Source organism: Enterobacter sp. (assembly GCF_977039595.1).
Window position 1 is genome coordinate 1 of sequence record NZ_CDRQYH010000001.1, and the last position, 26,328, is coordinate 26,328.

Here is a 26,328-nt window from a genome sequence, read left to right on the forward strand (position 1 = left end):
ACGCCGGTTATCGACATCAAGCCCTATTTGCCCTTCGCCGAAGCGCTCCCGAACGCTCGTGCAAGTTATGCTCAGGACGCACCACAGGCGGACATGCCGGTGTATTTTACGCCTGAGATAACCGCACAGCTCGGTCAGCTGGAGAAACGCTATCCTCGCTTACGGGATTTCATCACCGAAGTTCTGGCACAGGACCCGCGCCCGGCCTACCGTAAAGAAGAGGAAGCAGGAAAAACGTACGCCGTCTGGCTGATGGATTTTAACGTTCGCTGGCGCGTCACCGGGGCAGGTTTTGAAGTGTTTGCCCTTGAACCCAGGTAATTTTGTTCTCCTCTCTTTTGGCATCTTTACCACACTGGTAAACTAAACCACTTTTTTTGTGTCAGGCTGGTGTTTCAGCCTGTTCCAATCGTCGAAATGGAACCGTAACAACATGCGTACTAGCCAATATCTGCTCTCCACTCTGAAGGAGACGCCTGCCGACGCCGAAGTGATCAGCCATCAGCTGATGCTGCGCGCCGGGATGATCCGCAAGCTGGCCTCCGGGTTATATACCTGGCTGCCGACCGGCGTGCGCGTCCTGAAAAAAGTCGAAAACATCGTGCGTGAAGAGATGAACAACGCCGGTGCTATCGAGGTGTCCATGCCTGTGGTTCAGCCCGCTGACCTGTGGCAGGAGAGTGGCCGTTGGGAACAATATGGTCCTGAACTGCTGCGCTTCGTCGATCGCGGCGAGCGTCCGTTCGTTCTCGGCCCAACGCATGAAGAAGTTATTACCGACCTGATTCGTAATGAGCTGAGCTCTTACAAACAGCTGCCGCTGAACTTCTTCCAGATCCAGACCAAGTTCCGTGACGAAGTTCGCCCGCGTTTCGGCGTCATGCGCTCTCGCGAATTCCTGATGAAAGATGCCTACTCTTTCCATACCTCTCAGGAATCACTGCAAGAGACTTACGACGCAATGTACGCGGCATACAGCAAAATCTTCTCCCGCATGGGTCTGGATTTCCGTGCTGTGCAGGCTGATACCGGCTCCATCGGCGGTAGCGCATCCCATGAGTTCCAGGTACTGGCGCAGAGCGGTGAAGACGATGTGATCTTCTCTGACTCTTCAGACTACGCGGCGAACATCGAATTTGCAGAAGCGCTGGCACCAAAAGAACCGCGTGCTGCGGCAACGCAAGAGATGACGCTGGTTGATACGCCAAACGCGAAAACCATCGCTGAGCTGGTTGAGCAGTTCAATCTGCCGATCGAAAAAACCGTGAAAACGCTGCTGGTGAAATCCACCGAAGGCAGCGCTTACCCGCTGGTTGCCCTGCTGGTGCGTGGCGATCATGAGCTGAACGAAGTGAAAGCCGAGAAGCTGCCGCAGGTAGCCAGCCCGCTGACGTTCGCCACGGAAGCGGAAATCCGCGCCGTGGTCAATGCGGGTCCAGGTTCACTGGGTCCAGTCAATCTGCCGGTGCCTGTTGTTATTGACCGCACGGTAGCCGCGATGAGCGACTTCTCCGCTGGTGCGAACATCGACGGTAAACACTACTTCGGCATCAACTGGGATCGCGACGTGGCGACGCCGGAAGTGGCTGACATCCGTAACGTGGTCGCAGGCGATCCAAGCCCGGACGGCCAGGGTACCCTGATGATTAAGCGCGGCATCGAGGTCGGTCACATCTTCCAGCTGGGCGATAAATACTCTCGTGCGCTGAACGCCGCCGTTCAGGGCGAAGATGGCCGTAACCAGATCCTGACCATGGGTTGCTACGGTATCGGGGTGACGCGCGTGGTGGCTGCGGCGATTGAGCAGAACTACGACGAGCGCGGCATCGTCTGGCCGGACAATATCGCGCCGTTCCAGGTCGCCATTCTGCCAATGAACATGCACAAGTCTTACCGCGTGCAGGAGCTGGCCGAGAAGCTGTATGCCGAGCTGCGCGCTCAGGGCATCGAAGTGCTGATGGATGACCGTAAAGAGCGTCCGGGCGTGATGTTCGCCGATATGGAACTGATCGGCATCCCACACACCGTCGTTATCGGCGACCGTAACCTCGACAGCGATGAGATTGAATACAAATACCGTCGCAGCGGCGAAAAACAGATGATCAAGACCGGCGACATCCTTGATTACCTGGTGAAAGCCATTAAAGGCTAAACAAAAAAACCCCGCTCAGGCGGGGTTTTTTAATGGTGCTACGTCAGCTTATTTACTGTTACAGTCTTTGCCCGCAATAAATTTCGCGCCTTTATCCGCCACCAGCGTTTTCACCATCTCTCCGCTATCCGGGTTTGGTTCAAGCGTAAAGTGACCGTCAACCGTCAGCAATACCGGCTTGCTGTCATTACCGCGTGCTACGGCGTAATCACGTTCAAGCTGCGCATTGTTTGCCACGCTAACCTTCCTGCCGGTTGCGCAGTCGGTAAAGATCGCCGCATCCGCCATATAGAAGTACATCCCCCGCATTGCCATAGGCGTGGCAGGCAGAGCCGCTTTTACCGGCGCAAGCGTGTAGTTGAACTGGGATTCAATCGGGTTGCCTTCGCGGTCAAGCATCTCCATCCCCTCGCCTTTGGCGCGGAAAAAGGTTTTCTCACCGGAGGTATCCGTCAGAACCAGCTTCTCAGCCGTACGCGCCCATGTTCCGTAAGTTGCAAATGACGAGGGTTCTTTAGCGCCCTGATAGCGCTGGTTCATTACCCAGGTGCCGTCTTTTTGCAGGAACAGAGACGTCTCAATGCCTTCGCAGTCTGCGCAAGGCAATACGCCGCGCCAGCTCTGCTGCATTGGTTTTAACTCTTCCGTTTGCGTGGGTTGTAACACCTGCGTTTCGGAGCGGTTGTTACACCCGAAAAGCGCAAACAGCGTGCTCACTGCCAGCGCTGACCATAATGCTTTTTTCACAATGAATTCCTTATGAAAATTGTGTTCCCTTTCGTCACTCTGTTGGGCGACGAACTTTACCGCGTAGTGCTTTCACTGTGGATTTTTGGGCCTTCGAGGACAGCCGACGCTCTTTCGATGCGCGGGTTGGCCGCGTTGCCCGGCGGCTTTTTTGTACTGCCGTTAATTCTTTGATGACCGCCACCAACCTGGCTATCGCCGCTTCCCGGTTGAGCTCCTGGCTGCGGTACTCCTGGGCTTTGATCACAATCACACCATCGCTGGTGATCAGGTGATGACTGGCAGCAAGCAGGCTTTCTTTATAATACTCTGGCAGGCTCGAGGCCCGAATGTCAAAACGCAAATGGATAGCCGTCGACGCCTTGTTGACGTGCTGCCCACCGGCCCCCTGAGCACGGATGGCGGTGATCTCCAGCTCGTTGTCAGGAATGCTGACGTTTCGGGACAAGACGATCATGAGGCCGGTTGCCACGCCGTCAAATGAATTTCCAGATTATTCTGAGAATCAGAGAGCCAGATGGCACCATCCTGAATCGTTGCCTGCAACACCATGGTCCGGCTGGCAAACTCGCTCAGCTGAGCCAGCTGCTCATCATCCAGATACCAGACCGTGAGATTTTTAAACTGTCCGCACTTGCTCTTGTTCTGCTGCCACCAAATCTCCGCAGCGCGCTGATTATACGCGAATAAAGCCACTTCAGCGGACTGGGTGCAGGCCTTCTTAATTCTGCGCTCGTCAGGCAGGCCGAGTTCGATCCACAAGTCGATACCCAGATGATCGTTGCGCAGCCAGGCTTCAGGCTCGTCTTCTGCGCTTAACCCACGGGTAAACTGCAGACGCTCGTCGGCGTACTTAATCCACGCCAGCAGGCGCAGCATCATGCGCTCCTGGGTTTCGGAGGGATGGCGTGCCAGCGTAAGCGACGCGTCGAGGAACTGGTTGCGATCAAGATCGGCCACATTGACCACTGCTTTATAAATTGTCGCTTTCAGCGCCATGAGAGAACTCCATTCGAATCAGGCACTCATTGTAGCGAAAACCGCGGCAAAAGGCTGTTATGGGGTGATAAATACACCGCTATCAAGGCGCTGATATTGCTTAAATGAGTATGGTATAGTCACCTTGCTAAACCGAGTTTATCTTCGTAGGCTTAATGATATCTCACAGTAAGTCAGTGCGCTGGCGGGAGGGGATGTGAATAATTATTGTGAGTTAATTCGCAAACGGTATGCGGAAATCGCCAGCGGAGATCTGGGGTATGTCCCGGACGCGTTGGGCTGTGTATTGAAAGTGCTTAATGAAGTGGCCTCTGATGAGAGCCTTTCAGAGTCGGTCAGGGAAAAAGCTGCATATGCTGCGGCGAATTTACTGGTGAGCGATTATGTCGATGAATGATACTTATCAACCCATCAATTGTGATGACTATGACAACCTCGAACTCGCCTGCCAGCATCATTTATTACTGACGCTGGAGCTAAAAGATGGCGAAGTGTTGAAGGCAAAAGCCAGCGATCTGGTTTCACGCAAGAATGTGGAATACCTGATAGTGGAAGATGCCGGTGCGACGCGTGAGCTGCGCCTGGACAAAATAGCCAGCTTCAGCCACCCGCAAATCGGCACCGTCGTGGTGAGCGAATCCTGATGACACTAACGGGCAGCCTGGCTGCCCGTTACGCTTTCTGCCACTCAAAACGGACACCCTCTTCTGTCCAACCCTCTTCCGTAATGAAAACCCCTGCCGCAGCAATCAACGTTTCACCATAGAACAGCAGCGGCGTGGTGTCGCGCAGCCACGGCGGCACGTTGCACTCCTGCCAGATTTTCTTCAGCTTGCGTCCCCCGTTGCGCCCGACAATATGCAGCACGCCGCCAGCCTTGAAGCGCACGGTGACCGGTTCACCGGGCTTCGGCAGCCGCACATGACCAGACGACAGGAGAGAAACGCGTCCTGCCTCACCGGGCAATACCAGCGGTGCGTCAGGAGAAAGCCAGTCGAGCACTACATCAGTCAGCGAGGGCATGGACTTTATCCACCAGAGTTCCCCTTTATAGCGTCTAACGTCAAAACCATTCAGGTGGACGCACGGGGAAGCATCATCCCGCGCCATGGCAACTTCGTCCCAGATACGGCTCAGCATCGCCCGCGATGGCATTGCCGCATGATGAGAGGCCAGCCAGCGGCGTAACAGCGCGGCGCGACGTACCGGGCTCATCGCTTGCATCGGGGCGATCGCCAGCCCTCCGTCGGCAGAAATCAGCCCAGCCAGCTCGCCGCTCAACAGCTCGTCCAGCAACGACTCCTGTTCGGCGCACAGCATGGCGCTTCTTGCCGTCGCGTCGGCGAAATGCGGCCAGCGCTCGCTTAAAAGCGGAAGGACGCGCAGACGAAGGAAGTTGCGGTCATAGCCGTCATCCCGGTTGCTCTCATCTTCAATCCAGTTCAGCTGATATTCTCGCGCCCAGGCTTCAAGCGAGGCGCGCGTCTCGCCAAGCAGAGGACGCAGTAACGTTGTACCGGCAAAGTCAGAACGCGCCGGCATGGCAGAAAGCCCCGCTGGCCCGCTGCCCCGCTTAAGCGCAAGTAGAAAGGTTTCACACTGATCGTCCAGGTGCTGGGCCGTGACCAGCGCTTCTCCGGTACGTAATGCCCCGGCAAACGCGGCATAGCGGGCTTTACGTGCCTGCGCCTCGATGCCCAGCCCTTCCTCCGCAAGCATGACGCGTTCAACGATGAGCGGGATCGCCCAGGCCGCACACAAGGCTTCGCAGTGCGCCACCCACTCCTCTGCGTGAGGACTTAATCCGTGATGAATATGCATCGCCCGGAGCTGGACGTCAGGTTCCCGATCGCGCCAGCGCTTAAGGCGATGGAGCAGAACGGTGGAATCCAGGCCACCGCTAAACCCCACCAGCAGCTGGCGGTACGGTGAAACGACTTGTGCGATAGCGGGTAAGGTCATAGGGAATTACACATAAAAAATGCCCGAACTGAGCGGGCATTATCACACAGGACGAACATTACTGCTGATAAAGCTCCAGCGGCAGGCCGTCCGGGTCGTTGAAAAAGGTAAAGCGCTTGTCGGTGAACGGATCGACGCGAATCGCTTCGCACGTCACGCCGTGTGCTTCCAGATGCTTAACTGCGCTATCCAGGTCATCGACGCTGAAGGCAAGATGGCGCAGGCCGCAGGCTTCCGGGCGGGACGGACGAGCAGGAGGAAAAGGAAAAGAGAACAGTTCAATCACATACTGCCCGTTTAACGCCAGGTCGCCCTTCCAGGAGTCACGCTCCTCGCGGTAGGCCTCACTCATAAGCGTAAAGCCAAGGATGTCGCAGTAGAAGGCCTTACTTTTCGCGTAATCGGTCGCAATGATCGCAATATGATGAACAGCTTTTAAACCCAGCATAGCTTCTCCTTTTTATGATCCCTGAACGTTACAACCGAAAACCCGCACCATGCAAGCGGTCACCCTTATTTTAGGACTCGCACCCAGTAAACGCCGTTTTCGTCGCGCTTCGCACCGTGGATATCCGTCTCAAAACCGGGATAGTGACGCCCTACCGAACAGAGCATCAGCAGGAAATCGAGCACGGCCCGACTCTCTTCGGTAATCATCTCTCCCGGCATCAGGAGCGGTACGCCCGGCGGGTAGGGCAGGATCATGTTCGCCGATACGCGCCCGACCAGGTTTTCCAGCTCAACGGTTTCGACCTCCCCTTTCACCTGGCGCTGCCATGCCTTGTGCGGGGTAAACTTCATCTCCGGTAAGACATCGAACGCCTGAAGCATCAGACGCGGTAGATCGTGCTGACGGATCAGCCTGTGGATCCCCTGGGCCAGATCCTGAATGCGCATATTACGGTAGAAGTCAGGATCCTCCGCATAGAGATCCGGCAGCATGTTCTTCACCCGCAGGTTGAGATCGTAGGCTCGCTTAAACTCCATCAGCCCGCGCAGCAATCCCATCGCCCGGGTTTTGTCGATCCCGATGCTGAACAGGAACAGCAGGTTATAGGGACCGGTTTTCTCCACCACCACGCCACGTTCATCAAGGAATTTCGCGACCAGCGCGGCCGGAATACCTTCATCGCTCATCCTGCCCTGCTCGTCCATGCCCGGCGTCAGGATCGTCACTTTTACCGGGTCGAGGAACATATGGTCGCTATCGGCATCCCGGAAGCCATGCCAGTCTTCGCCGGGCGAGACGGGCCAGCATTCTGCCTCATCAATCTCTTCCGGCTGCCAGATATCAAAGAACCAGCCGTCGGCTTCATCTTTCAGCCGCTGCACCTCTTTACGGAAATGCAGCGCGCGCTCCACCGAACGGTTGATGAGACGTTTACCCGGGTTGCCGCGCAGCATCGCCGCGGCCGTTTCGATAGACGCCACCAGCGGATAGCTCGGCGAGGTGGTGGTATGCATCATAAAGGCTTCGTTAAAGGTCTCTTCGTCGTACTCGCCTTTAATGTGAATAAGCGAAGCCTGGGAAAACGCGGCCAGCATTTTGTGCGTCGACTGCGTTTCGAAGAATACTTTGCCCGGCACGCGCTCGCCGCTCATGCCGCTTTTACCCGCGTAAATCGGGTGGAAATTGGTGTACGGTACCCACGCGGAATCGAAGTGGATCGACGGCACATCCAGCGTCTTTTTGATCCAGTTCGTGTTGTACAGCAGACCGTCGTAGGTCGAGTTGGTGATGACCGCATGGACAGGCCAGCCTGCGCCGGGCACTGCCGCGACCTTGCTTTCAATGACTTCATGCGTGAACTCCCGTCGCGGAATGCAGCCAAGAATACCGAGCGCGTTACGCGTGGGCGACAGCCAGAGCGGTACAACGTCGCTCATCATCAGCAGGTGCGCCAGCGACTTATGGCAGTTACGGTCAATCAGCAGGGTACTCCCCGCAGGCGCGGCATACATTCCGACGATTTTGTTCGAGGTTGAGGTGCCGTTGGTCACCATATAGCTCTGCTCGGCCCCAAAGGTGCGGGCGATATACTCTTCGGCTTCCAGATGAGGGCCGGTGTGATCCAGCAGAGAGCCTAATTCGGTGACCGAAATTGACACGTCCGCTTTCAGCGTGTTGCCACCAAAGAAATCATAGAACAGGCAGCCCACCGGGCTTTTTTGGTAGGCCGTCCCCGCCATATGGCCTGGCGTACAGAAGGTATATTTCCCCTCCTTCACGTAGGTGAAGAGCGCGCGGGTAAACGGCGGAGTGATGTTATCAAGATATTCATTCGTGTATTGCTGAATTCGGGTCGCAATATCATCCGCCACGCCGAGGGAATATTCAAAAAACCACAGCGCCATACGCATATCATTGGCGCTGACGTCCATGGTTGAGTGAGTATTAATAAATGCGTACAGCGGGAGGTATTCGTTCAGCTTGTTGATGTCGCTGCACAGTTCGAGATCATATTCGTCCCAGTCGAAGATCACGCCGCAGATACGCGGGTTGTGCTCGATGAACTTCAGCAGGTCGGCGCTGTTGTGCGGCCAGATTAGCTGATACCCACGCGACTGCAGGGCTTGCTCCAGCTCCTTAATCGGCTCATCTTTATAAAAGACGCCGTGTGGCCCCATAATGGCAATGATATTCATGGGCTTCCTCCTTTAAAAACATTAGCTAAGCATAGCCCGGCTAAACCGCAGGTATAAAAAAAGCCGCAACAGTGTGCGGCTTTTCAGATAATTGTGAAGCTTACGCGTAACCGTAGGTCATCAGGCGCTGGTAACGGCGGTTGAGCAGATCTTCTGTGCTCAGCACGTCCAGGTCCGCCAGGTCTGCCAGCAGCTGCGCTTTCAGAGACGCTGCCATCACTTCCGGCTTACGATGTGCACCACCCAGCGGTTCCGGGATGATGGAATCGATCAGCTTCAGCTCTTTCAGGCGTGGCGCAATGATGCCCATTGCTTCTGCAGCCAGCGGCGCTTTGTCGGCGCTTTTCCACAGAATGGATGCACAGCCTTCCGGGGAGATAACGGAATAGGTACTGTACTGCAGCATATTCACTTTATCGCCCACGCCAATTGCCAGCGCACCGCCGGAGCCACCTTCACCGATAACGGTACAGATGACCGGCACCTTCAGACGAGACATCTCGCGCAGGTTGCGCGCGATGGCTTCAGACTGACCGCGCTCTTCCGCGCCCACGCCAGGGTATGCACCCGGGGTGTCGATGAAGGTGATGATTGGCATGTTGAAACGCTCAGCCATCTCCATCAGACGCAGGGCTTTACGGTAGCCTTCTGGTGCTGGCATACCGAAGTTACGACGGATTTTCTCTTTGGTTTCACGACCCTTCTGATGACCAATGATCATCACCGGGCGTCCGTCCAGACGCGCGATACCGCCAACGATAGCTTTGTCGTCAGCGTATGCGCGATCGCCTGCCAGTTCGTCAAATTCGTCAAACGCCAGGCGGACATAATCCAGGGTGTACGGACGCTGTGGATGGCGAGCCAGCTGGGCCACCTGCCATGCGCCAAGATCGGCAAAGATTTTGCGCGTCAGCTCTACGCTTTTCTCGCGCAGACGATGCACTTCTTCGTCGATGTTAATATCCAGTTTTTCATCCTGACGGCTTACCGCTGTCAGAGAATCGATTTTCGCTTCCAGCTCAGCAATCGGCTGTTCGAAATCAAGGAAATTCAGACTCATAGTATTCCTGTATTAGTCAAACTCCAGTTCCACCTGCTCCGAACCAATGAGGCCACGGAGATCGTTCAGTAAACGATCGCTCGGAGAGACACGCCACGTTGCACCAAAGCGCAACCGCGCACGTGCATCCGCCCTCTGATAGTAGAGATGTACTGGAATTGTCCCCGAGCGGTGGGGTTCCAGAGACTGACGGAGTCGGTTTAAAAGCTGGTCATCAATTTGCCTGTCCGTCAGCGAGATAGCAAGCCCGCGAGCATATTTTTCCCGGGCTTCGTCAATGTCCATCACTTCGCGGGCGGTCATTTTAAGCCCCCCACTGAAGTCATCAAAGCTGACCTGTCCGCTGACGATAAGTATGCGGTCTTTTTCCAGCAATTGCTGGTATTTATCCAACGCGTCGGTGAACAGCATCACCTCCAGACGCCCGGAACGGTCATCCAACGTACAGATGCCGATACGATTGCCGCGCTTGGTGACCATAACCCTTGCAGCAATCACGAGCCCCGCAGCCGTGGTGATTTTACCACGTTCTGTCGGATGCATGTCTTTAAGCCTGTGGCCGCCGACATAGCGCTCAATTTCTTTAATGTACTGGTTGATCGGGTGTCCCGTCAGGTACAAGCCTAACGTTTCACGCTCCCCATCCAGTACCACCTGTTCTGGCCACGGTTGGCAGTTGGAATAGGATTGCTCGATCTGCTCTGGCTCTTCCGCCAGCACACCGAACATATCCGCCTGACCAATGGCTTCCGCTTTTGCGTGCTGATCCGCCGCTTTCAGGGCGTCGCCGAGGGAATTCATCAGCGCGGCGCGGTGCGGCCCCAGCCTGTCAAACGCGCCGGACATGATCAGTTTTTCCAGCACGCGACGGTTCAGTTTTTTGGTATCGGTACGGGCGCAAAGATCGAACAGTTCGCGGAAATACCCGCCGTTGTTGCGCGCTTCGATGATCGCCTCGATCGGACCTTCGCCTACGCCTTTGATCGCGCCGATCCCGTAAACGATCTCTCCGTCATCGTTGACGTGGAAGTGGTAGAGCCCTGAGTTAATATCCGGCGGCAGGATCTTGAGTCCCATGCGCCAGCACTCGTCCACCAGGCCAACCACCTTCTCGGTGTTATCCATATCGGCGGTCATTACCGCCGCCATAAATTCAGCAGGATAGTGCGCCTTCAGCCACAGCGTTTGATACGACACCAAAGCATAGGCGGCGGAGTGAGATTTGTTAAATCCGTACCCGGCGAATTTCTCCACCAGGTCGAAGATTTTCATCGCCAGCTCGCCGTCAACGCCGTTTTTCTTCGCCCCATCTTCAAAAATGGAGCGCTGCTTGGCCATCTCTTCCGGCTTTTTCTTACCCATCGCACGACGCAGCATGTCCGCGCCGCCGAGGGTATAGCCGGAAAGCACCTGGGCAATCTGCATGACCTGTTCCTGGTACAGGATTATGCCGTATGTTGGTTCCAGTACCGGCTTCAGGCTTTCGTGCTGCCACTGAACGTCCGGGTAAGAAATCTCTTCGCGACCGTGCTTACGGTCGATAAAGTTATCTACCATCCCTGACTGCAGTGGGCCCGGACGGAACAGGGCGACCAGTGCGATCATATCTTCGAAGCAGTCAGGCTGCAGACGTTTAATCAGATCTTTCATGCCGCGGGATTCAAGCTGGAAGACGGCTGTCGTCTCCGAGCGCTGCAGCATGTCGAAACTTTTCTTGTCATCCAGCGGGATGGCGGCAATGTCTATCGGCTCAAGACCCTGCTTTTCCCGGCGCGGGTTGATCATCTTCAGCGCCCAGTCGATGATCGTCAGCGTACGCAGGCCGAGGAAGTCAAACTTCACCAGCCCGGCGTATTCCACGTCGTTCTTATCAAACTGAGTAACCGGATGCTCACCGGCTTCATCGCAGTAGAGCGGCGCGAAGTCGGTAATTTTGGTCGGCGCAATAACAACGCCCCCCGCATGCTTACCGGCGTTACGCGTGACGCCTTCAAGCTTGCGCGCCATGTCGATCAGCGCTTTGACCTCTTCGTCCGCCTCGTAGATTTCAGGCAGCTGCGGCTCGGCTTCAAACGCTTTTGCCAGCGTCATGCCCGGATCGGGCGGCACCAGCTTAGAAATGCGATCGACAAACCCGTACGGGTGGCCCAGCACGCGGCCCACGTCGCGGATAACCGCTTTTGCCGCCATCGTACCGAAGGTAATGATCTGCGATACCGCGTCACGGCCGTACATATCGGCCACGTGCTCAATCACCTGGTCGCGTTTCTCCATGCAGAAGTCGACGTCGAAGTCGGGCATCGAGACACGTTCCGGGTTGAGGAAACGTTCGAACAGCAGGTCGAATTCCAGCGGATCGAGGTCGGTAATTTTCAGCGCATACGCCACCAGCGAACCTGCACCGGAGCCACGCCCTGGCCCGACCGGCACGCCGTTATCTTTCGACCACTGGATAAACTCCATAACGATCAGGAAGTAGCCCGGGAAGCCCATCTGGTTGATCACCTGGAGTTCAATGTCCAGGCGTTCGTCATACTCAGGACGACGCTTTTTACGCTCTTCTTCATCCGGGAACAGGAATTCCAGACGCTCTTCCAGACCTTCTTTTGATTTCGCGACCAGGAAATCTTCCGTTGTCATGTCACCCGTCGGGAACTGCGGCAGGAAGTATTCACCGAGGCGGACGGTAACGTTGCAGCGCTTGGCGACCTCTACGCTGTTTTCCAGCGCTTCGGGAATATCGGAGAAGAGTTCACACATCTCCTCCTCGCTGCGCATGTACTGTTGAGCGGAGTAATTACGCGGCCGCTTCGGATCGTCGAGCGTAAAGCCATCGTGGATCGCCACGCGAATTTCGTGCGCGTCAAAATCTCCCGGTTCGAGAAAGCGTACATCGTTTGTCGCGACGACGGGCAGACCGCGTTCTTCCGCAAGTGCGACCGCCGCATGAAGATAGCTCTCTTCGTCCTGGCGACCGGTGCGGATCAACTCCAGATAATAACGATCCGGGAAATACTCTTCGTAGAACGAGACGCATTGATCCACCAGCGCGCTGTTACCGCGCAGCAGTGATTTGCCGACGTCACCCATACGGCCACCGGAGATCAGCAGCAGCCCTTCGTTGAGCTCGGCCAGCCAGTCGCGGTCGATCCACGGGCCCAGCGCACCATATCCGCGCTGATAGGCTTTTGAGATAAGCAGCGTGAGGTTTTGGTAACCCGTGTTGTTCATCGCCAGCACGGAGATTTGCGTCAGTTCATCCCCGATGAGGTCGCTCTGCACGTGGAAATCCGCGCCGACGATGGGCTTTATCCCCGCGCCGTGCGCTGTTCCGTAGAACTTCACCAGGCCACACAGGTTGGTAAAATCGGTGATCGCCAGCGCAGGCATGCCAAGGGAGGCCGCCTTTTTTACCAGCGGCCCGGTCTTCGCCAGCCCATCGATCATGGAGTAGTCGCTATGCACCCGCAGGTGTACGAAACGTGGTTCAGCCATCTTCAGATTCCGCGTTACTTAATTGCTTGCGTATTGATTCAGGACACCCGTCCCAGCGCGCGTTTCACCGGGCCGAAACTGCGCCGGTGGTGTTCGGTTGCGCCATGTTCAGCCAGCCTCTCCAGGTGGAAAGGTGTGGGATACCCCTTGTGCTGGGCGAAACCGTACTGAGGGTAAGTGAGGTCCAGCGCGGCCATTTCAGCGTCGCGCGTCACTTTGGCAATAATAGAAGCTGCGCTAATTTCTGCGACCCGGCTATCGCCTTTGACTACCGCCATTGAAGGCATGGGCAATGCCGGACAGCGGTTGCCGTCAATCAGGACATATTCCGGGGAAATTTTCAGGCCCGCTACCGCACGCTGCATCGCCAGCATCGTGGCGTGCAAAATATTCAGTTCATCTATTTCATGCGGTTCAGCGCGCCCCAGGCTCCAGGCCAGCGCCTTCTCCTGAATCTCACTAAACAGCGCCAGCCGGCGCTTTTCAGACAATTTTTTAGAGTCGTTCAGCCCGACGATCGGCCGAGCCGGATCGAGGATCACCGCAGCGGTCACCACTGCCCCGACTAACGGACCACGACCCACTTCGTCCACGCCCGCCACAAGATGGGTGTGAGGATAAACAAATTCCATCATTTTGCTAACTCCAGCACCGCATCGGCCGCTTGCTCATCAGCATTACAGCGGATCAGTTGATGCAGTTCGCGGAAGGTATCGTGCATCTGGTGGCTGGTCTTGCCGTTGGCGAGCAGCGGCAGCAGCGCATCGGCAAGCGCCTGCGGCTGGCACTCATCCTGCAGCAACTCTTTCACCAGCTCGCGCCCGGCAAGCAGGTTCGGCAGGGAGACATAATCCGTTTTCACCAGACGCTTTGCCAGCCAGAAAGTGAACGGCTTCATGCGATAACCGACCACCATCGGGCATTTCGCCAGCATGCATTCCAGCGCCGCCGTGCCGGAGGCCAGCAGCGCGGCATCGCTCGCATACATCGCTTCCCGCCCTTTGCCGTCCAGAAGACGGACGTGTAGATCCGGGGCGACTTCCGCTTTGATACGCTCAAACTGCTCGCGGCGTTTGGCATTCACCAGGGGAACAACCACTTCAAGATCCGGCCAGGTCTGGCGAAGAATTTGCGCTGTTTTGAGGAAATCGGCGCTCAGCATCTCAACTTCTGCGCCACGACTGCCTGGCAGCAGTGCCAGACAGTGCACATCATGCGGGATGCCCAGCGCGTCGCGCGCCGCGTTTTTATCCGGATCCAAGGGCATCGCATCAGCCATGGTATGACCGATAAAACGGCACGGAACATTAAATCTGTCGTAAAACGCTTTTTCGAAAGGCAGAAAAGCCAGCACCAGGTTGGTGGATCGTCCGATTTTGAAAACGCGTTTCTGTCGCCACGCCCAGACGGACGGACTGACGTAGTGAATCGTTTTGATACCCTGCTTTTTCAGATTCCCTTCGAGGGTAATATTGAAATCAGGCGCATCGATACCAACAAACACATCGGGTTTGAGTTCGGTAAAACGACGGGTGAGATCGGCGCGAATGTGCAGCAAACGGCGTAGCCGCCCCAGCACCTCAACGATGCCCATCACGGCGAGCTCTTCCATTTCATACCAGGCTTCACAGCCTTCGGCCTGCATTAGCGGGCCAGCAACGCCGACAAAACGAGCATTGGGTACACGCGCCTTAAGCGCGCGGATGAGACCGGCACCAAGAATATCGCCGGAGGTTTCTCCGGCGACCAGGGCTATCGTAAGCGGACGACTGTCGACCATTAACGAATCAGACCCCTTGTGGAACGGTCAAAGAATTCCATGAACGCGTTCACTTCCGGGTGCTTATTCGCCAGCTCGGCAATTTCCGGCTTCGCCTCTTCCAGCGTTTTACCGCTACGGTACAGCAGTTTGTACGCGTTGCGGATGGCAGTAATCGCTTCGCGACTAAAACCACGACGCTTGAGGCCTTCGATGTTCACGCCAAACGGCGTGGCATGGTTGCCCTGCGCAATCACATACGGTGGGACGTCCTGCGCCACACCGGAGCATCCGCCAACCATCACGTGCGCACCAATGATGCAGAACTGATGGACTGCGGTCATGCCGCCAATAATTGCGAAGTCATCAACCGATACGTGTCCTGCCAGCGTTGCGTTGTTGGCAAGAATACAGCGGTCACCTACGGTACAGTCGTGCGCAATATGCGCATTAACCATAAACAGGTTATCGCTGCCCACCTTCGTCAACCCACCACCCTGTACTGTTCCACGATGAATGGTGACGCTTTCGCGAATACGGTTACGATCGCCAATTTCCAGTCGGGTCGACTCACCAGCATATTTCAGATCCTGGTTAACTTCGCCGATGGAAGCGAACTGATAGATCTCGTTATTGCAGCCAATGGTCGTGTGACCGTTCACGACAACGTGAGATTTCAGTACTGTACCCTCACCAATTTCGACATGGGGTCCAACAATACAAAACGGGCCAATATGGACGTTAGCGCCAATGATGGCACCGGTTTCCACAATAGCGGTAGGATGAATAAAGGCCGATTTATCAATCACGTATCAGGACTCCCGGCTACGAGCACACATCATCGTCGCTTCGCAAACAACTTTGCCGTCAACCAGCGCTACGCCTTTGAAGCGAGTCAGGCCACGACGCGTTTTTTCAAAAGTGACTTCCATGATCATCTGATCACCAGGCACGACAGGGCGCTTAAAGCGCGCTTCATCAATACCCGCGAAGTAATACAGCTCACCTGGCTCCAGTTTACCGACGCTTTTAAACGCCAGAATACCGGTAGCCTGAGCCATCGCTTCCAGAATCAACACACCCGGGAAGATAGGCTTACCAGGGAAGTGCCCCTGGAAGAACGGCTCGTTCACGGAAACATTTTTCACTGCGCGCAGAAAACGACCTTCTTCAAAATCCAGCACACGGTCTACCAGCAGAAACGGGTAGCGGTGCGGCAGAAGTTCTAAAATCTCTTCAATATGCAGAGTATGAGTGTCAGTAGTCAAAATACTCTTCCTGTCAAAATGTACTGATAACAATAATAACACGGCCTGCCGGTTTATTAGAAAGCCGACAGGCCGGGAAAAATAGCGTTAAACGGATGACGCTTAATCTTGTTGATCGATCTTACGCTCAAGAGACTTGAGGCGCTTGTTCATATCATCAATGTTCATCACCAGAGCTGCTGTTTTACGCCATACCTTGTTGGGTTGTAGCGGAATGCCCGAGGAATAGACGCCAGGTTCAGTGATAGGACGCATTACCATGCCCATTCCCGTCACAGTGACCTTGTCGCATATTTCCATATGGCCATTAATCACGCTCGCGCCGCCAATCATGCAATAACGGCCAATTTTCAGGCTGCCTGCCATGATGACGCCACCCGCAACCGCGGTATTGTCGCCAATCACAACGTTATGCGCAATCTGGCACTGGTTATCGATGATAACACCATTGCCAATGATCGTGTCGTCAAGCGCGCCACGGTCAATGGTGGTACAGGCGCCGATCTCTACGCGATCGCCAATAATAACGCGACCAAGCTGCGGGATCTTAACCCAGTTACCGCGATCGTTAGCGTAACCAAAGCCATCTGAACCAATCACGGTGCTGGACTGGACGAGGCAATTTTCGCCAATTTCAACGTCATGATAAACGGACACGTTGGCCCATAAACGGGTTCCGGCGCCGATTTTCGTATTTTTCCCAACGAAGCAACCAGGGCCAATGACGACGTTATCGCCCAGCACAACGCCGGATTCGATAACCGCATTCGCGCCAACGGCGACGTTGTTACCAAGCCGGGCCGTCGCATCAATCGCTGCACTGGCAGCAATGTTCTGGGCCGGCTGCGGCGTGGTATCGAGAATTTGAGCCATGCGTGCATACGTCAGGTAGGGGTTTTTCACTACCAGTGCGCTTACAGTGGCAAATGGAAGATCGTCCTGCGTCAGTACAACAGCTGACGCCTGGCATTGAGCCAGTTGCTCACGGTACTTAGGGCTTACCATGAAGGTAATCGTGCCAGCTTTAGCAGATTGCATGGACGCAACAGCGGTGATGACGATATCGCCATCACCGTGTAATTCTGCATCCAACTGCTGAGCTAAATCAGCCAGTCGAATTGAAGGCATTACTTATTTAACCTGTTTCAGAACATCAGCAGTGATGTCTTTAACATCTTTGCTGTTGAAAGCAACGGCGTTCGCATCAACAACCAGATCGATGCTCTGATCGGCAGCCACTGCTTTAACAGCGGTCTGAATGCGAGTCACCAGCTTGCCGCGTTCTTCGTTAGAACGACGCTGACGATCCTGCTCGAAAGCCTGCGCTTTCTGGGAGAACGTCTGGCGCTGAGCCATTACGTCTTTTTCCAGCTTGCTGCGGTCGCTTGCTTTCATGGTAGAACCATCACGCTGCAGACGCTGCATTTTGGACTGAAGATCGTTTTCCATACCCTGCAGTTCGCTTGCACGGCCTTTGAATTCGTTTTCCAGAGTCGCAGAAACACCTGTTTTCTGTGCAACCTGCTGGAACAAATTACCCATGTTGACGATTGCAATTTTGTCTGCTGCCTGAGCAGAAGTTGCCATCGCTAAACCGAGACCTGCAGCTAATAACCACTTTTTCACAATTAACTCCTTACCATCCCATTGGCACCAGAAGGTACCGTTCTTTGCGTGGCAAGGCGACCGTGTTACCGATCGCCAGTTGTCAGCGCTACACTGCCAACGCATTCCTTTGCAGCGGATTATTACCAGGTTTTACCAATGTTAAACTGGAATTGCTCCGCTTTGTCTCCATCGTATTTCTTAAACGGCTGGGCGTAAGAGAAGACCAACGGCCCCAGCGGTGACATCCATTGTAATGCGATACCGGCAGACATGCGAATATTGCTCGGATCGCTGTAGTCTGGAACGCCCTCTGCGCGCATCTGGGCAGTATTCTGCCAGTTGGTATCCCACACGGTACCTGCATCCCAGAAGAAGGACGTACGGACCGAGTTCGCGTATTTATCACTGATAAACGGCGTTGGCGTGATGAACTCCAGGCTGGCAACGGCCATGGCGTTACCGCCCACCGCGTCATCAGAGCTACAGACTTCGGAAGAGGAAGACTTATTACAGTTATCTTTGTCGTTCCCGCCGTAGTAAACCGCTTTCGGACCAATGTTGTTGGACTGGAAACCACGAACGGTGCTGGAGCCACCCGCATAGAAGTTTTCATAGAACGGCAGTTCTTTGCCACCCAGACCATCGCCATAGCCCCAACGGGTACGACCCAGAACCACCCACTTATGATCGTCATCGATCGGGAAGTAGGATGCGGTATCAAGCGTGACCTTATAGAACTCGTTATCGGAACCCGGAACTGTAACTTTACCGTTCAGGTTGACGCGAGAACCTTCCGTTGGGAAGTAGCCGCGGTCGAGACGGTTATAGGTCCAACCGTAGTTAAAGGTGAAGTCATCCGCCGCGAAGCCATTGTCATGACCAGTTTTGCTGGTTGACTGGCCGATAGAGTCCAGATAACGCCACATCGCCACCTGAGGTTGCATGTTGGACAGGTCGTTATGCACGTAACCTAAGCCCGCACGCAGGGTGTTGTATTCGTTAACCGGGAAGCCAAGCGTACCGTCTACACCGTAACTCTTGTTGGTGTAAGAAGACAGATCCGCGTCGTCTGCTTTAAAGTCGTTATAGAAAATACGACCGCCCAGGCTCACACCGTCAACGGTGAAGTATGGGTTAGTTACAGAGAACTCGGAGTAGGTCTGGTAGTCGTTTTTGGTGCCGTTAATACCGACAGAGTAACCTGTACCCAGCCAGTTATCCTGCTGCACGCCGACCTGGAAGCTGACGCCGCTTTCAGTACCGTAGCCCACACCGAAGTTGAAGCTACCGGTGTTGCGCTCTTTCACTTTATAAACGACATCAACCTGATCCGGGCTGCCCGGTACGCGCTGGGTATCGGTATCCACCGTTTCAAAATAACCCAGACGGTTCAGACGCTCTTTACCCTGATCAACGAGGTCGCTACCCAACCATGCGCCTTCCATCTGACGCATTTCGCGACGCAGAACGGAATCTTTGGAGGTGTCGTTACCGACGAAGCGGATCTTACGCACGTAGAAACGGTTGCCCGCATCAACATTCACATGCAGCTTAACGGTTTTATCCGCATCATTGATTTCAGGCTGAGTCTGTACGCGCGGATAGGCATAACCATAGCGGCCGAGCAGCTTCTTGATGCTGTCTTCCATTTTGGTTACCTTGGAACCGCTATACAGGTCGCCTGGCTGAATTTTGGTCAGCGATTCGATTTCGGCAGAATGCCCCGCCAGATTACCACTCACTTCAACACCAGAAAGCTTGTACTGCTCGCCTTCGGTGATGTTAACCGTGATGTAGATGCCTTTCTTGTCCGGAGTCAGACTGACCTGAGTCGAGTCGATGTTGAAACGCGCATAGCCACGATCGAGATAGTAGCTGCGCAGGGTTTCAAGGTCGCCCGCCAGTTTCTGTTTCTGATATTTGCGATCGCCTACCACGTTCCACCATGGCACTTCATCGCGCAGCTGGAAGGTGGAGATCAGTTCGTCGGTGCTGAACGCATGGTTGCCGACAATGTTGATCTGCTGGATCTTCGCAGAAACACCTTCCTGGAAGACCAGCTTCAGGTCAACACGGTTACGTGGCAGCGGAGTGACAACCGCTTTCACGCTGGCACTGTATTTACCGACGCTGTAGTAGAAGTCTTCCAGACCTTTTTCAATGTCTGAAAGGGTTGTGCGGTCCAGAGATTCACCCACACGAACACCCGATGCTTCAAGGTTTTGCTTGAGCATGTCATCTTTCACCGACTTGTTACCGGAGAAAGTGATACTGGCGATCGTTGGACGTTCTTTTACCTGTACCAGCAGCGTATCACCATCGCGCAGGACGCGAACGTCCTCAAAGTTGCCGGTGGCAAACAGAGCACGGATGGTGTTACTGATATCATCATCATTAACCGTATCGCCGGGGCGTACAGGCATACTGAGGAGGGCCGCACCAACGGCGACACGCTGGAGGCCTTCGAAATGAATGTCTTTCACTACGAACCCGTCAGCACCGTATACGGTGGCGCTGCTAAACAGCAGCGACGCTATGAGCAACTTTTTCATCGCCATCGTTATTATGCGTTCTTCCTAACACTCTCTTACAACCGAGAGAAATCATTGAAAAGTGCAAGCCCCATTAACAGCACCAGCAGAATCGAGCCAATGCGATAACTAAAGTCTTGAACTCGCTCGGATACCGGTCCGCCTTTTAGCTTTTCAATCGCTAAAAACAGCAGATGACCCCCGTCTAAAACGGGAAGCGGGAACAGGTTGATTATCCCAAGGTTCACGCTAATGAGCGCGAGGAACATGAGATAGTAAATCACCCCGAATTCCGCTGACATCCCAGCCCCCTGAGCAATCGAAATTGGCCCACTGAGGTTGTTCAGTTTCACATCACCGGTTATCAATTTCCCCAACATGTTGACCGTCAGCTTCATCAGTTGCCATGTTTTATCCGTGGCTTCAAGGATGGCGCTGAACGGCCCATACTGGCGTATTGTCTTGTACTCATCTGGCAGCGGGATCACTTTTGGCACAACGCCTGCAAACCCTTCTGCCTTTTTGCCGACCGACTTCGTATCCGGAATCAGCGTCAGCGAAAGCGGACTACCCTGCCTTTCAACTTCCAGCGCGAGAGACGTTCCCGGATTATCGCGCACCAGAGTAACAAAGGTCATCCACTCTGTTAATGGTTGACCATCGACTTTAACGATCCTGTCGCCCGCTTGCAAACCCGCTTTGCTCGCTGCCGAATTTGCCTGTACTTCGGCTAATACCGGCTCGATCTGCGGGCCGCGCGGACGAATGCCCAGCGCAGCGACGGGATCCTCTTTGTCTGGCTCGAAACGCCAGTGGCGTAAATCAAGTACTTTGTCCTGACGCGTATCAGAACCAAACGGCGATACGCTGATGGTGGTCTGCGGATCGCCAATTTTGGCTACCAGCTGCAGTCGCACGGCATCCCAATCAGGGGTTTCGATGCCATCAATCGCTTTAAGTTCCATCCCGGATGTAATTTGCGCACTCGCCGCGATGGAGTTGGGGGCAATTTCACCCACTACAGGACGTACGCCAGGGACGCCGATGATAAACACCAGCCAGTACGCAAAAATCGCAAAGATGAAGTTGGCTACCGGTCCGGCAGCAATGATGGCGGCGCGTTGTCCAACGGTTTTATTGTTGAATGCGCTGTGTCGCAGCTCAGGAGCGACAGGCTCGACGCGTTCGTCGAGCATTTTGACGTAGCCGCCCAGCGGAATAAGGGCGATGACAAACTCTGTGCCATGACGATCTGTGCGCGTCCAGAGTGATTTACCAAAACCGATGGAAAACCGCTCTACGCGCACGCCACAGCGGCGAGCAACCCAGAAATGGCCAAATTCATGCACGGTAATCAGTACACCCAGTGCAACAATGAACGCCGCCAGATTCCAGAGAATGCTCAGCATAAAACCTTCCGTTAAATCGTCCCGAATACCAGTAAAAGCAAACACGCAAACACTGGAACAGCCGCTGTCAGGCTATCAATGCGATCCAGTATACCGCCATGCCCTGGAATCAGGTGTCCGCTATCCTTAATCCCTGCTTCGCGCTTAAACATACTTTCGGTCAAATCACCGAGCACGGAGGCAAGCGCAGCAAAAATCGAGCACACCAGCAGTATTGACGGTGCCACTTCAAGATTCGCCCAGACGCCGTAGCCCCAGGAGATGATCGCTGCCGTAAACAGGCCGCCGATGAATCCTTGCCAGGTTTTGCCCGGAGAAACCTTCGGTGCCAGCTTATGTTTGCCAAACAGTTTACCAAACATATAGGCCCCGGAGTCAGCACCCCAGACCAGAATCATTACATAAAGCAGCCAGATCGCACCGCTGTAGTGGTTTTCGTCGTAGTGCCAGGCTCGCAGCGCAACCATACCCCAGAAAAAAGGAATAATTGTGAGCAAACCAAAAATCAGTGGCAGCACCTTTGAATTACGCCATAATGCCGCAGAACCTGGATAAAAAAGAACCAGCAACAGCGCGGCAACCCACCAGGCCAACGATATCCACAAGGAACCGGCAACCAGTGGCTGATGAATATCATGGTGATATTCAGGCAACGTAAACAGCATTATGGCCAGGATAAAGCCACAAAGTACCGCAAGCCATACTCGCTGAGTGCGCGAGGTAAAGCCGCTAAACTGTCCCCATTCCCACGCGGCGAGCATACACACCACCAGCGTGACAATAGCGAATCCCACCGGGGGCAGTAAAAACAGCGCCGCAATGACAATGGGTATTAATACAAAAGCGGAAATCAGGCGATACTTCAGCAAAAGCTACCCCCATCAGGCTTTGTCGCCACCAGGCTCGGTGCCGCCGAAACGACGCTCTCGATTGGCAAAGGCATGCAGCGCACCTTCAAAGTCTTGTTCATCAAAATCGGGCCAAAGAACATCCGTAAAGTAAAGTTCGGCATAGGCAATTTGCCATATCAAAAAGTTACTTATGCGATGTTCCCCCCCTGTCCTAATTACCAAATCCACGGGAGCCTGTTCATTCATGCAGATTTGCTTGCTCAGCGCCTCTTCATCAATTTGGTCGGGTCTCAACAGCCCTTCCTGAACCTGTTCGGCTAGATGCCGAACGCCCTGGATAATATCCCAGCGTCCGCCGTAATTCGCCGCAATATTCAGCGTAAGACCGGTATTATTTTCCGTCAGCGCTTCTGCTTTACGAATCCGTTCCTGCAAACGTGAGTTAAAACGACTGGTATCGCCAATGATACGCAGGCGGACGTTGTGGCGGTGCAGGCTTTTTACTTCGCTGTCTAGCGCCCACACAAACAATTCCATCAACGCAGTCACTTCCTGCAGAGGCCGATTCCAGTTTTCACTGCTAAAAGCATAGAGCGTTAACGCATCAATGCCGTTGTTGGCGGCAAAAGAAACGGCGCGGCGAACGGATTTCGCCCCCGCTTTATGCCCAAAGGCTCGTATCTTCCCTTGTCTTTTCGCCCAGCGGCCATTGCCATCCATAATGATTGCTACATGACGGCAGCCATGAGCTGGCAAATTTTCGCTTATTGGTTGATTCGCAGACAACATAACGCGTTTTTTGTCCCTGAAAAGGATTTAACGGTACTCAGGAATACTGAAGCCTATACATAAAAAAGCCGTGTCAAACCACGGCTCACCTGACCACATTAAGTCAAATACCTGCGATCAGGTGGCGCAGACTATATCACTGAAGCCCAACGCTAACAAATAGCACGACGACTAGTGCTTGCTTTATCACCAGCTTGCGAGACGTGTCACCTGTTGGCGCGCAATATTACGCGCAGCTGCATCCACCGCCAGCACCTCTTCCACGCTTTGTGGTTCGCGCAAATCCATCATCTCCAGTACCGATAAATTTAACGACGCGATATCGGTAAAACGAATTTGCTGATTCAGAAATGCCTCAACGGTAATTTCATTGGCTGCATTAAGTGCCGTTGTCGCCGCCTGCCCCTGGTCAAAGGCAGTCATCGCAAGCTTCAGACAAGGATAGCGATCGTAATCTGGTTCACTGAACGTCAGGGAACTTAGCTTGCAGAAATCAAGCGGCTTCACGCCGGATTTCACTCGATTTGGCCACGCCATTGAATGGGCAATCGGCGTACGCATGTCCGGCTCGCCCAACTGCGCCAGCACGCTGCCATCCTGATAACGCACCATCGAATGAATGACCGATTGCGGGTGAATCAGTACTTCCATCTGTTTCGCTGACGCATTAAACAACCAGCGCGCTTCAATGTATTCCAGACCTTTGTTCATCATGGTGGCAGAGTCAACGGAGATTTTACGCCCCATCGACCAGTTCGGATGACGGCACGCCTGATCCGGCGTCATGGCGCGCAGTTCAGACAGTGGCGTCTCACGGAACGGGCCACCAGACCCGGTAAGCAGAATCGACACTACACCATTCTGCTCCAGGTCAGCGTACCCCAGGTTCTGTTGAAAAGGTTGCGGTAAACTCTGAAAAATCGCGTTGTGCTCGCTGTCGACCGGTAGAAGACGCGCGCCGCGCTGCTTCACCGCGTCCATAAACAGGCGTCCGCAGGTGACTAGCGACTCTTTATTGGCCAGCAGAACGTCCTTACCGGCATCAATCGCGGCAAGCGTCGGCAATAATCCTGCCGCCCCGACAATGGCCGCCATCACCTGATCCACCTCATCCAGCGCCGCCATCTCGCAGGCCGCCTGTTGGCCACTCAGCACCTCGGTTCGGCTGCCCTGTTCTATCAGCCGTGCTCTGAGCAGACGCGCGCTCTCTTCGTCATCCATCACCGCATAGCGGGGCGTAAACTCCAGGCACTGCTCAACCATTCGCTGCACATTCTTACCGGCCACCAGCGCTGTCACGGTGTAAAGTTCAGGATTATGGCGAACAACGTCGAGAGTGCTGCAACCGATGGAACCAGTTGAGCCGAGGAGTGTTAAATGCTTCATGGGATGCCCGAAAAGTTAGACCAGATAAAAGCAAAACGCCGCCAGCAAGACCCGAAGTCCCTCTGAACGGCGTTTATCAGTGTACGACAGAAATCAGAACTGCATCAGTTCCGCTTCTTTATCTGCCAGCGCCGCATCAATTTTCTTGATGGCAGCGTCGGTCATTTTCTGAATGTCGTCCTGAGAACGACGATCGTCATCTTCACTGATCTCTTTTTCTTTCAGCAGCGCTTTTACTTTATCGTTCGCGTCGCGACGGACGTTACGCACGGATACACGACCCTGCTCAGCTTCGCCACGTACCACTTTGATCAGGTCTTTACGACGCTCTTCGGTCAGCGGTGGCAGTGGAACGCGGATGTCAGCACCCGCAGAGCTTGGGTTCAGACCAAGGTCAGACGCCATGATCGCTTTCTCAACCGCCGGGCCCATAGAACGATCGAACACGTTGATTTTCAGCGTACGGGTATCTTCTACCGTTACGCTCGCCAGCTGACGCAGAGGAGTTGGCGTACCGTAGTACTCAACAATGATGCCATCCAGCAGGCTTGGAGAAGCACGGCCAGTACGGATTTTGCTGATTTGGGTTTTGAACGCTTCTACGCATTTTTCCATGCGTACTTCAGCATCTTTTCTGATGTCGTTAATCACGTTACGAATCCTTGAAAACTTGTCTCAGGCAGACTATCCGCCAGCACAGCGCTACAGGTGTGCTAAGTATAGTCGCGTTTAATTCATGACAACGCCAAAGGCGTGCCCGGGTAAGATACCACTACAAAATAAAGCGGAATCTTACCTGTATTTATCGTCAACGGAAATTATTCCGTGATCAAAGTGCCTTCTTTTTCGCCCATGACCACGCGACGCAGTGCGCCTGGTTTGTTCATGTTGAAGACACGGATCGGCAGTTTGTGGTCGCGAGCCAGCGTGAAGGCGGCAAGATCCATCACTTTCAGCTCTTTATCCAGCACTTCGCTGTAGCTCAGCTGATCGTACATGGTGGCAGAAGGATCTTTTGCCGGGTCGGCAGTAAACACGCCGTCAACTTTGGTCGCTTTCAGTACCACATCGGCTTCGATCTCGATACCGCGCAGACAGGCAGCGGAATCGGTCGTAAAGAACGGGTTACCCGTACCGGCGGAGAGGATCACCACACGGTTGTTGCGCAGCAGGCTGATGGCTTCTGCCCAGCTGTAATTATCGCATACGCCATTCAGTGGAATAGCGGACATCAGGCGGGCGTTCACATAGGCGCGATGGAGCGCATCACGCATCGCCAGGCCATTCATCACGGTTGCCAGCATACCCATGTGGTCGCCCACAACGCGGTTCATCCCCGCTTTCGCCAGACCAGCACCACGGAAAAGGTTGCCACCGCCAATGACCACGCCAACCTGGATACCCAGTTCGACCAGTTCTTTGATTTCCTGTGCCATGCGATCAAGGATGCTTGCGTCAATACCGAAGCCTTCCGATCCCTGCAGCGCTTCGCCACTCAGCTTAAGCAGAATGCGTTTGTACACGGGTTTTGCATTGGTAGCCATGTTTCTTTCCTGAGACTGTCAACGATTAAGATGGGGGTTAATTCTGGCGACATGATATGCCGCAAATCAGTACAGCGATACTGGAGCCTGTCTGATTTCCTGTGACGGGTGACAAAAAGAAG

General features: G+C 54.4%; 24 protein-coding genes and 1 pseudogene. 4 read left to right on the top strand and 21 right to left on the bottom strand.

The features are described from left to right. Both ACWYRJ_RS00005 and proS read left to right on the top strand, forming a co-directional pair. Positions 1 to 321 (top strand): annotated as a pseudogene (locus ACWYRJ_RS00005) (tRNA (N6-threonylcarbamoyladenosine(37)-N6)-methyltransferase TrmO); the annotation flags it as partial. Between the two features lie 112 nt (positions 322 to 433). Then, on the top strand, positions 434 to 2,152 hold the full coding sequence (gene proS, locus ACWYRJ_RS00010; protein ID WP_111963984.1) for a proline--tRNA ligase: 1,719 nt from the start codon (positions 434 to 436) through the stop codon (positions 2,150 to 2,152). A gap of 48 nt (positions 2,153 to 2,200) precedes the next feature. On the opposite strand, the gene nlpE is transcribed toward proS, so the two are convergent. The 3 genes from nlpE to ACWYRJ_RS00025 are packed head-to-tail and all read right to left on the bottom strand — an operon-like array spanning position 2,201 to position 3,898. Further along, positions 2,201 to 2,899: an envelope stress response activation lipoprotein NlpE gene (nlpE, locus tag ACWYRJ_RS00015; protein ID WP_111963985.1), complete on the bottom strand. Its 699-nt coding sequence runs from the start codon at positions 2,897 to 2,899 to the stop codon at positions 2,201 to 2,203. A 34-nt stretch (positions 2,900 to 2,933) separates the two neighbouring features. Then, positions 2,934 to 3,356: an alternative ribosome rescue aminoacyl-tRNA hydrolase ArfB gene (arfB, locus tag ACWYRJ_RS00020; protein WP_032649720.1), complete on the bottom strand. Its 423-nt coding sequence runs from the start codon at positions 3,354 to 3,356 to the stop codon at positions 2,934 to 2,936. Continuing rightward, positions 3,353 to 3,898: a YaeQ family protein gene (locus tag ACWYRJ_RS00025; RefSeq protein WP_023310470.1), complete on the bottom strand. Its 546-nt coding sequence runs from the start codon at positions 3,896 to 3,898 to the stop codon at positions 3,353 to 3,355. The genes arfB and ACWYRJ_RS00025 overlap by 4 nt, the downstream gene beginning before the upstream one ends. Before the next feature lie 196 nt (positions 3,899 to 4,094). Between ACWYRJ_RS00025 and ACWYRJ_RS00030 the strand changes: the two genes are divergently transcribed. After that, positions 4,095 to 4,295 carry a YaeP family protein gene (locus ACWYRJ_RS00030; RefSeq protein ID WP_008501889.1) on the top strand — a complete coding sequence of 67 codons (201 nt, stop codon included), beginning with the start codon at positions 4,095 to 4,097 and terminating at the stop codon, positions 4,293 to 4,295. Continuing rightward, the gene (rof, locus tag ACWYRJ_RS00035; protein WP_008501890.1) at positions 4,282 to 4,542 is read left to right on the top strand and encodes a Rho-binding antiterminator; all 261 of its coding nucleotides are present in this window, start codon (positions 4,282 to 4,284) and stop codon (positions 4,540 to 4,542) included. The genes ACWYRJ_RS00030 and rof overlap by 14 nt, the downstream gene beginning before the upstream one ends. A 28-nt stretch (positions 4,543 to 4,570) precedes the next feature. On the opposite strand, the gene tilS is transcribed toward rof, so the two are convergent. The 18 genes from tilS to pyrH all read right to left on the bottom strand — a co-directional run bounded on the left by tilS (position 4,571) and on the right by pyrH (position 26,206). After that, complete coding sequence (tilS, locus tag ACWYRJ_RS00040) at positions 4,571 to 5,860, bottom strand: tRNA lysidine(34) synthetase TilS (RefSeq protein WP_455507217.1); 1,290 nt, start codon at positions 5,858 to 5,860, stop codon at positions 4,571 to 4,573. 58 nt (positions 5,861 to 5,918) lie between these two features. Continuing rightward, on the bottom strand, positions 5,919 to 6,308 hold the full coding sequence (locus tag ACWYRJ_RS00045) for a VOC family protein (protein WP_023334583.1): 390 nt from the start codon (positions 6,306 to 6,308) through the stop codon (positions 5,919 to 5,921). A 65-nt stretch (positions 6,309 to 6,373) separates the two neighbouring features. Next, a complete protein-coding gene (locus ACWYRJ_RS00050; protein ID WP_455507218.1) occupies positions 6,374 to 8,506 on the bottom strand; it encodes a lysine decarboxylase LdcC in 2,133 nt (710 codons plus the stop codon). Between the two features lie 100 nt (positions 8,507 to 8,606). Then, complete coding sequence (gene accA, locus ACWYRJ_RS00055) at positions 8,607 to 9,566, bottom strand: acetyl-CoA carboxylase carboxyl transferase subunit alpha (RefSeq protein WP_111963988.1); 960 nt, start codon at positions 9,564 to 9,566, stop codon at positions 8,607 to 8,609. A gap of 12 nt (positions 9,567 to 9,578) precedes the next feature. Beyond that, complete coding sequence (gene dnaE / locus ACWYRJ_RS00060) at positions 9,579 to 13,061, bottom strand: DNA polymerase III subunit alpha (RefSeq protein ID WP_455507219.1); 3,483 nt, start codon at positions 13,059 to 13,061, stop codon at positions 9,579 to 9,581. Positions 13,062 to 13,099: 38 nt separating this feature from the next. Beyond that, entirely contained in the window at positions 13,100 to 13,696 is a 597-nt protein-coding gene (rnhB, locus tag ACWYRJ_RS00065) for a ribonuclease HII (protein WP_008501897.1), read from the bottom strand. After that, positions 13,693 to 14,841, bottom strand: a complete 1,149-nt coding sequence (gene lpxB / locus ACWYRJ_RS00070; protein WP_455507220.1) for a lipid-A-disaccharide synthase — start codon at positions 14,839 to 14,841, stop codon at positions 13,693 to 13,695. Before lpxB ends, rnhB begins: the two co-directional genes overlap by 4 nt. Then, positions 14,841 to 15,629, bottom strand: a complete 789-nt coding sequence (gene lpxA, locus ACWYRJ_RS00075) for an acyl-ACP--UDP-N-acetylglucosamine O-acyltransferase (RefSeq protein ID WP_023310462.1) — start codon at positions 15,627 to 15,629, stop codon at positions 14,841 to 14,843. The genes lpxB and lpxA overlap by 1 nt, the downstream gene beginning before the upstream one ends. Positions 15,630 to 15,632: 3 nt before the next feature. Next, complete coding sequence (gene fabZ / locus ACWYRJ_RS00080) at positions 15,633 to 16,088, bottom strand: 3-hydroxyacyl-ACP dehydratase FabZ (protein WP_010426706.1); 456 nt, start codon at positions 16,086 to 16,088, stop codon at positions 15,633 to 15,635. Between the two features lie 102 nt (positions 16,089 to 16,190). Continuing rightward, entirely contained in the window at positions 16,191 to 17,216 is a 1,026-nt protein-coding gene (gene lpxD / locus ACWYRJ_RS00085; protein ID WP_111963991.1) for a UDP-3-O-(3-hydroxymyristoyl)glucosamine N-acyltransferase, read from the bottom strand. Positions 17,217 to 17,219: 3 nt separating this feature from the next. Continuing rightward, positions 17,220 to 17,714 carry a molecular chaperone Skp gene (gene skp / locus ACWYRJ_RS00090; protein WP_045907838.1) on the bottom strand — a complete coding sequence of 165 codons (495 nt, stop codon included), beginning with the start codon at positions 17,712 to 17,714 and terminating at the stop codon, positions 17,220 to 17,222. 122 nt (positions 17,715 to 17,836) lie between these two features. Next, a complete protein-coding gene (bamA, locus tag ACWYRJ_RS00095; protein ID WP_111963993.1) occupies positions 17,837 to 20,254 on the bottom strand; it encodes an outer membrane protein assembly factor BamA in 2,418 nt (805 codons plus the stop codon). Positions 20,255 to 20,283: 29 nt separating this feature from the next. Beyond that, positions 20,284 to 21,636, bottom strand: a complete 1,353-nt coding sequence (gene rseP / locus ACWYRJ_RS00100; RefSeq protein WP_111963994.1) for a sigma E protease regulator RseP — start codon at positions 21,634 to 21,636, stop codon at positions 20,284 to 20,286. 11 nt (positions 21,637 to 21,647) lie between these two features. Further along, the gene (cdsA, locus tag ACWYRJ_RS00105; RefSeq protein ID WP_455507221.1) at positions 21,648 to 22,505 is read right to left on the bottom strand and encodes a phosphatidate cytidylyltransferase; all 858 of its coding nucleotides are present in this window, start codon (positions 22,503 to 22,505) and stop codon (positions 21,648 to 21,650) included. A gap of 12 nt (positions 22,506 to 22,517) precedes the next feature. Next, positions 22,518 to 23,276: a (2E,6E)-farnesyl-diphosphate-specific ditrans,polycis-undecaprenyl-diphosphate synthase gene (gene ispU, locus ACWYRJ_RS00110; RefSeq protein WP_024907522.1), complete on the bottom strand. Its 759-nt coding sequence runs from the start codon at positions 23,274 to 23,276 to the stop codon at positions 22,518 to 22,520. A 186-nt stretch (positions 23,277 to 23,462) separates the two neighbouring features. Next, positions 23,463 to 24,662, bottom strand: coding sequence for a 1-deoxy-D-xylulose-5-phosphate reductoisomerase (gene ispC, locus ACWYRJ_RS00115; RefSeq protein WP_111963995.1), 1,200 nt, complete (start codon positions 24,660 to 24,662; stop codon positions 23,463 to 23,465). Positions 24,663 to 24,755: 93 nt separating this feature from the next. Continuing rightward, on the bottom strand, positions 24,756 to 25,313 hold the full coding sequence (frr, locus tag ACWYRJ_RS00120; protein ID WP_008501909.1) for a ribosome recycling factor: 558 nt from the start codon (positions 25,311 to 25,313) through the stop codon (positions 24,756 to 24,758). Positions 25,314 to 25,480: 167 nt separating this feature from the next. Then, positions 25,481 to 26,206 carry a UMP kinase gene (gene pyrH, locus ACWYRJ_RS00125; protein ID WP_008501910.1) on the bottom strand — a complete coding sequence of 242 codons (726 nt, stop codon included), beginning with the start codon at positions 26,204 to 26,206 and terminating at the stop codon, positions 25,481 to 25,483. Positions 26,207 to 26,328 lie beyond the last annotated feature (122 nt).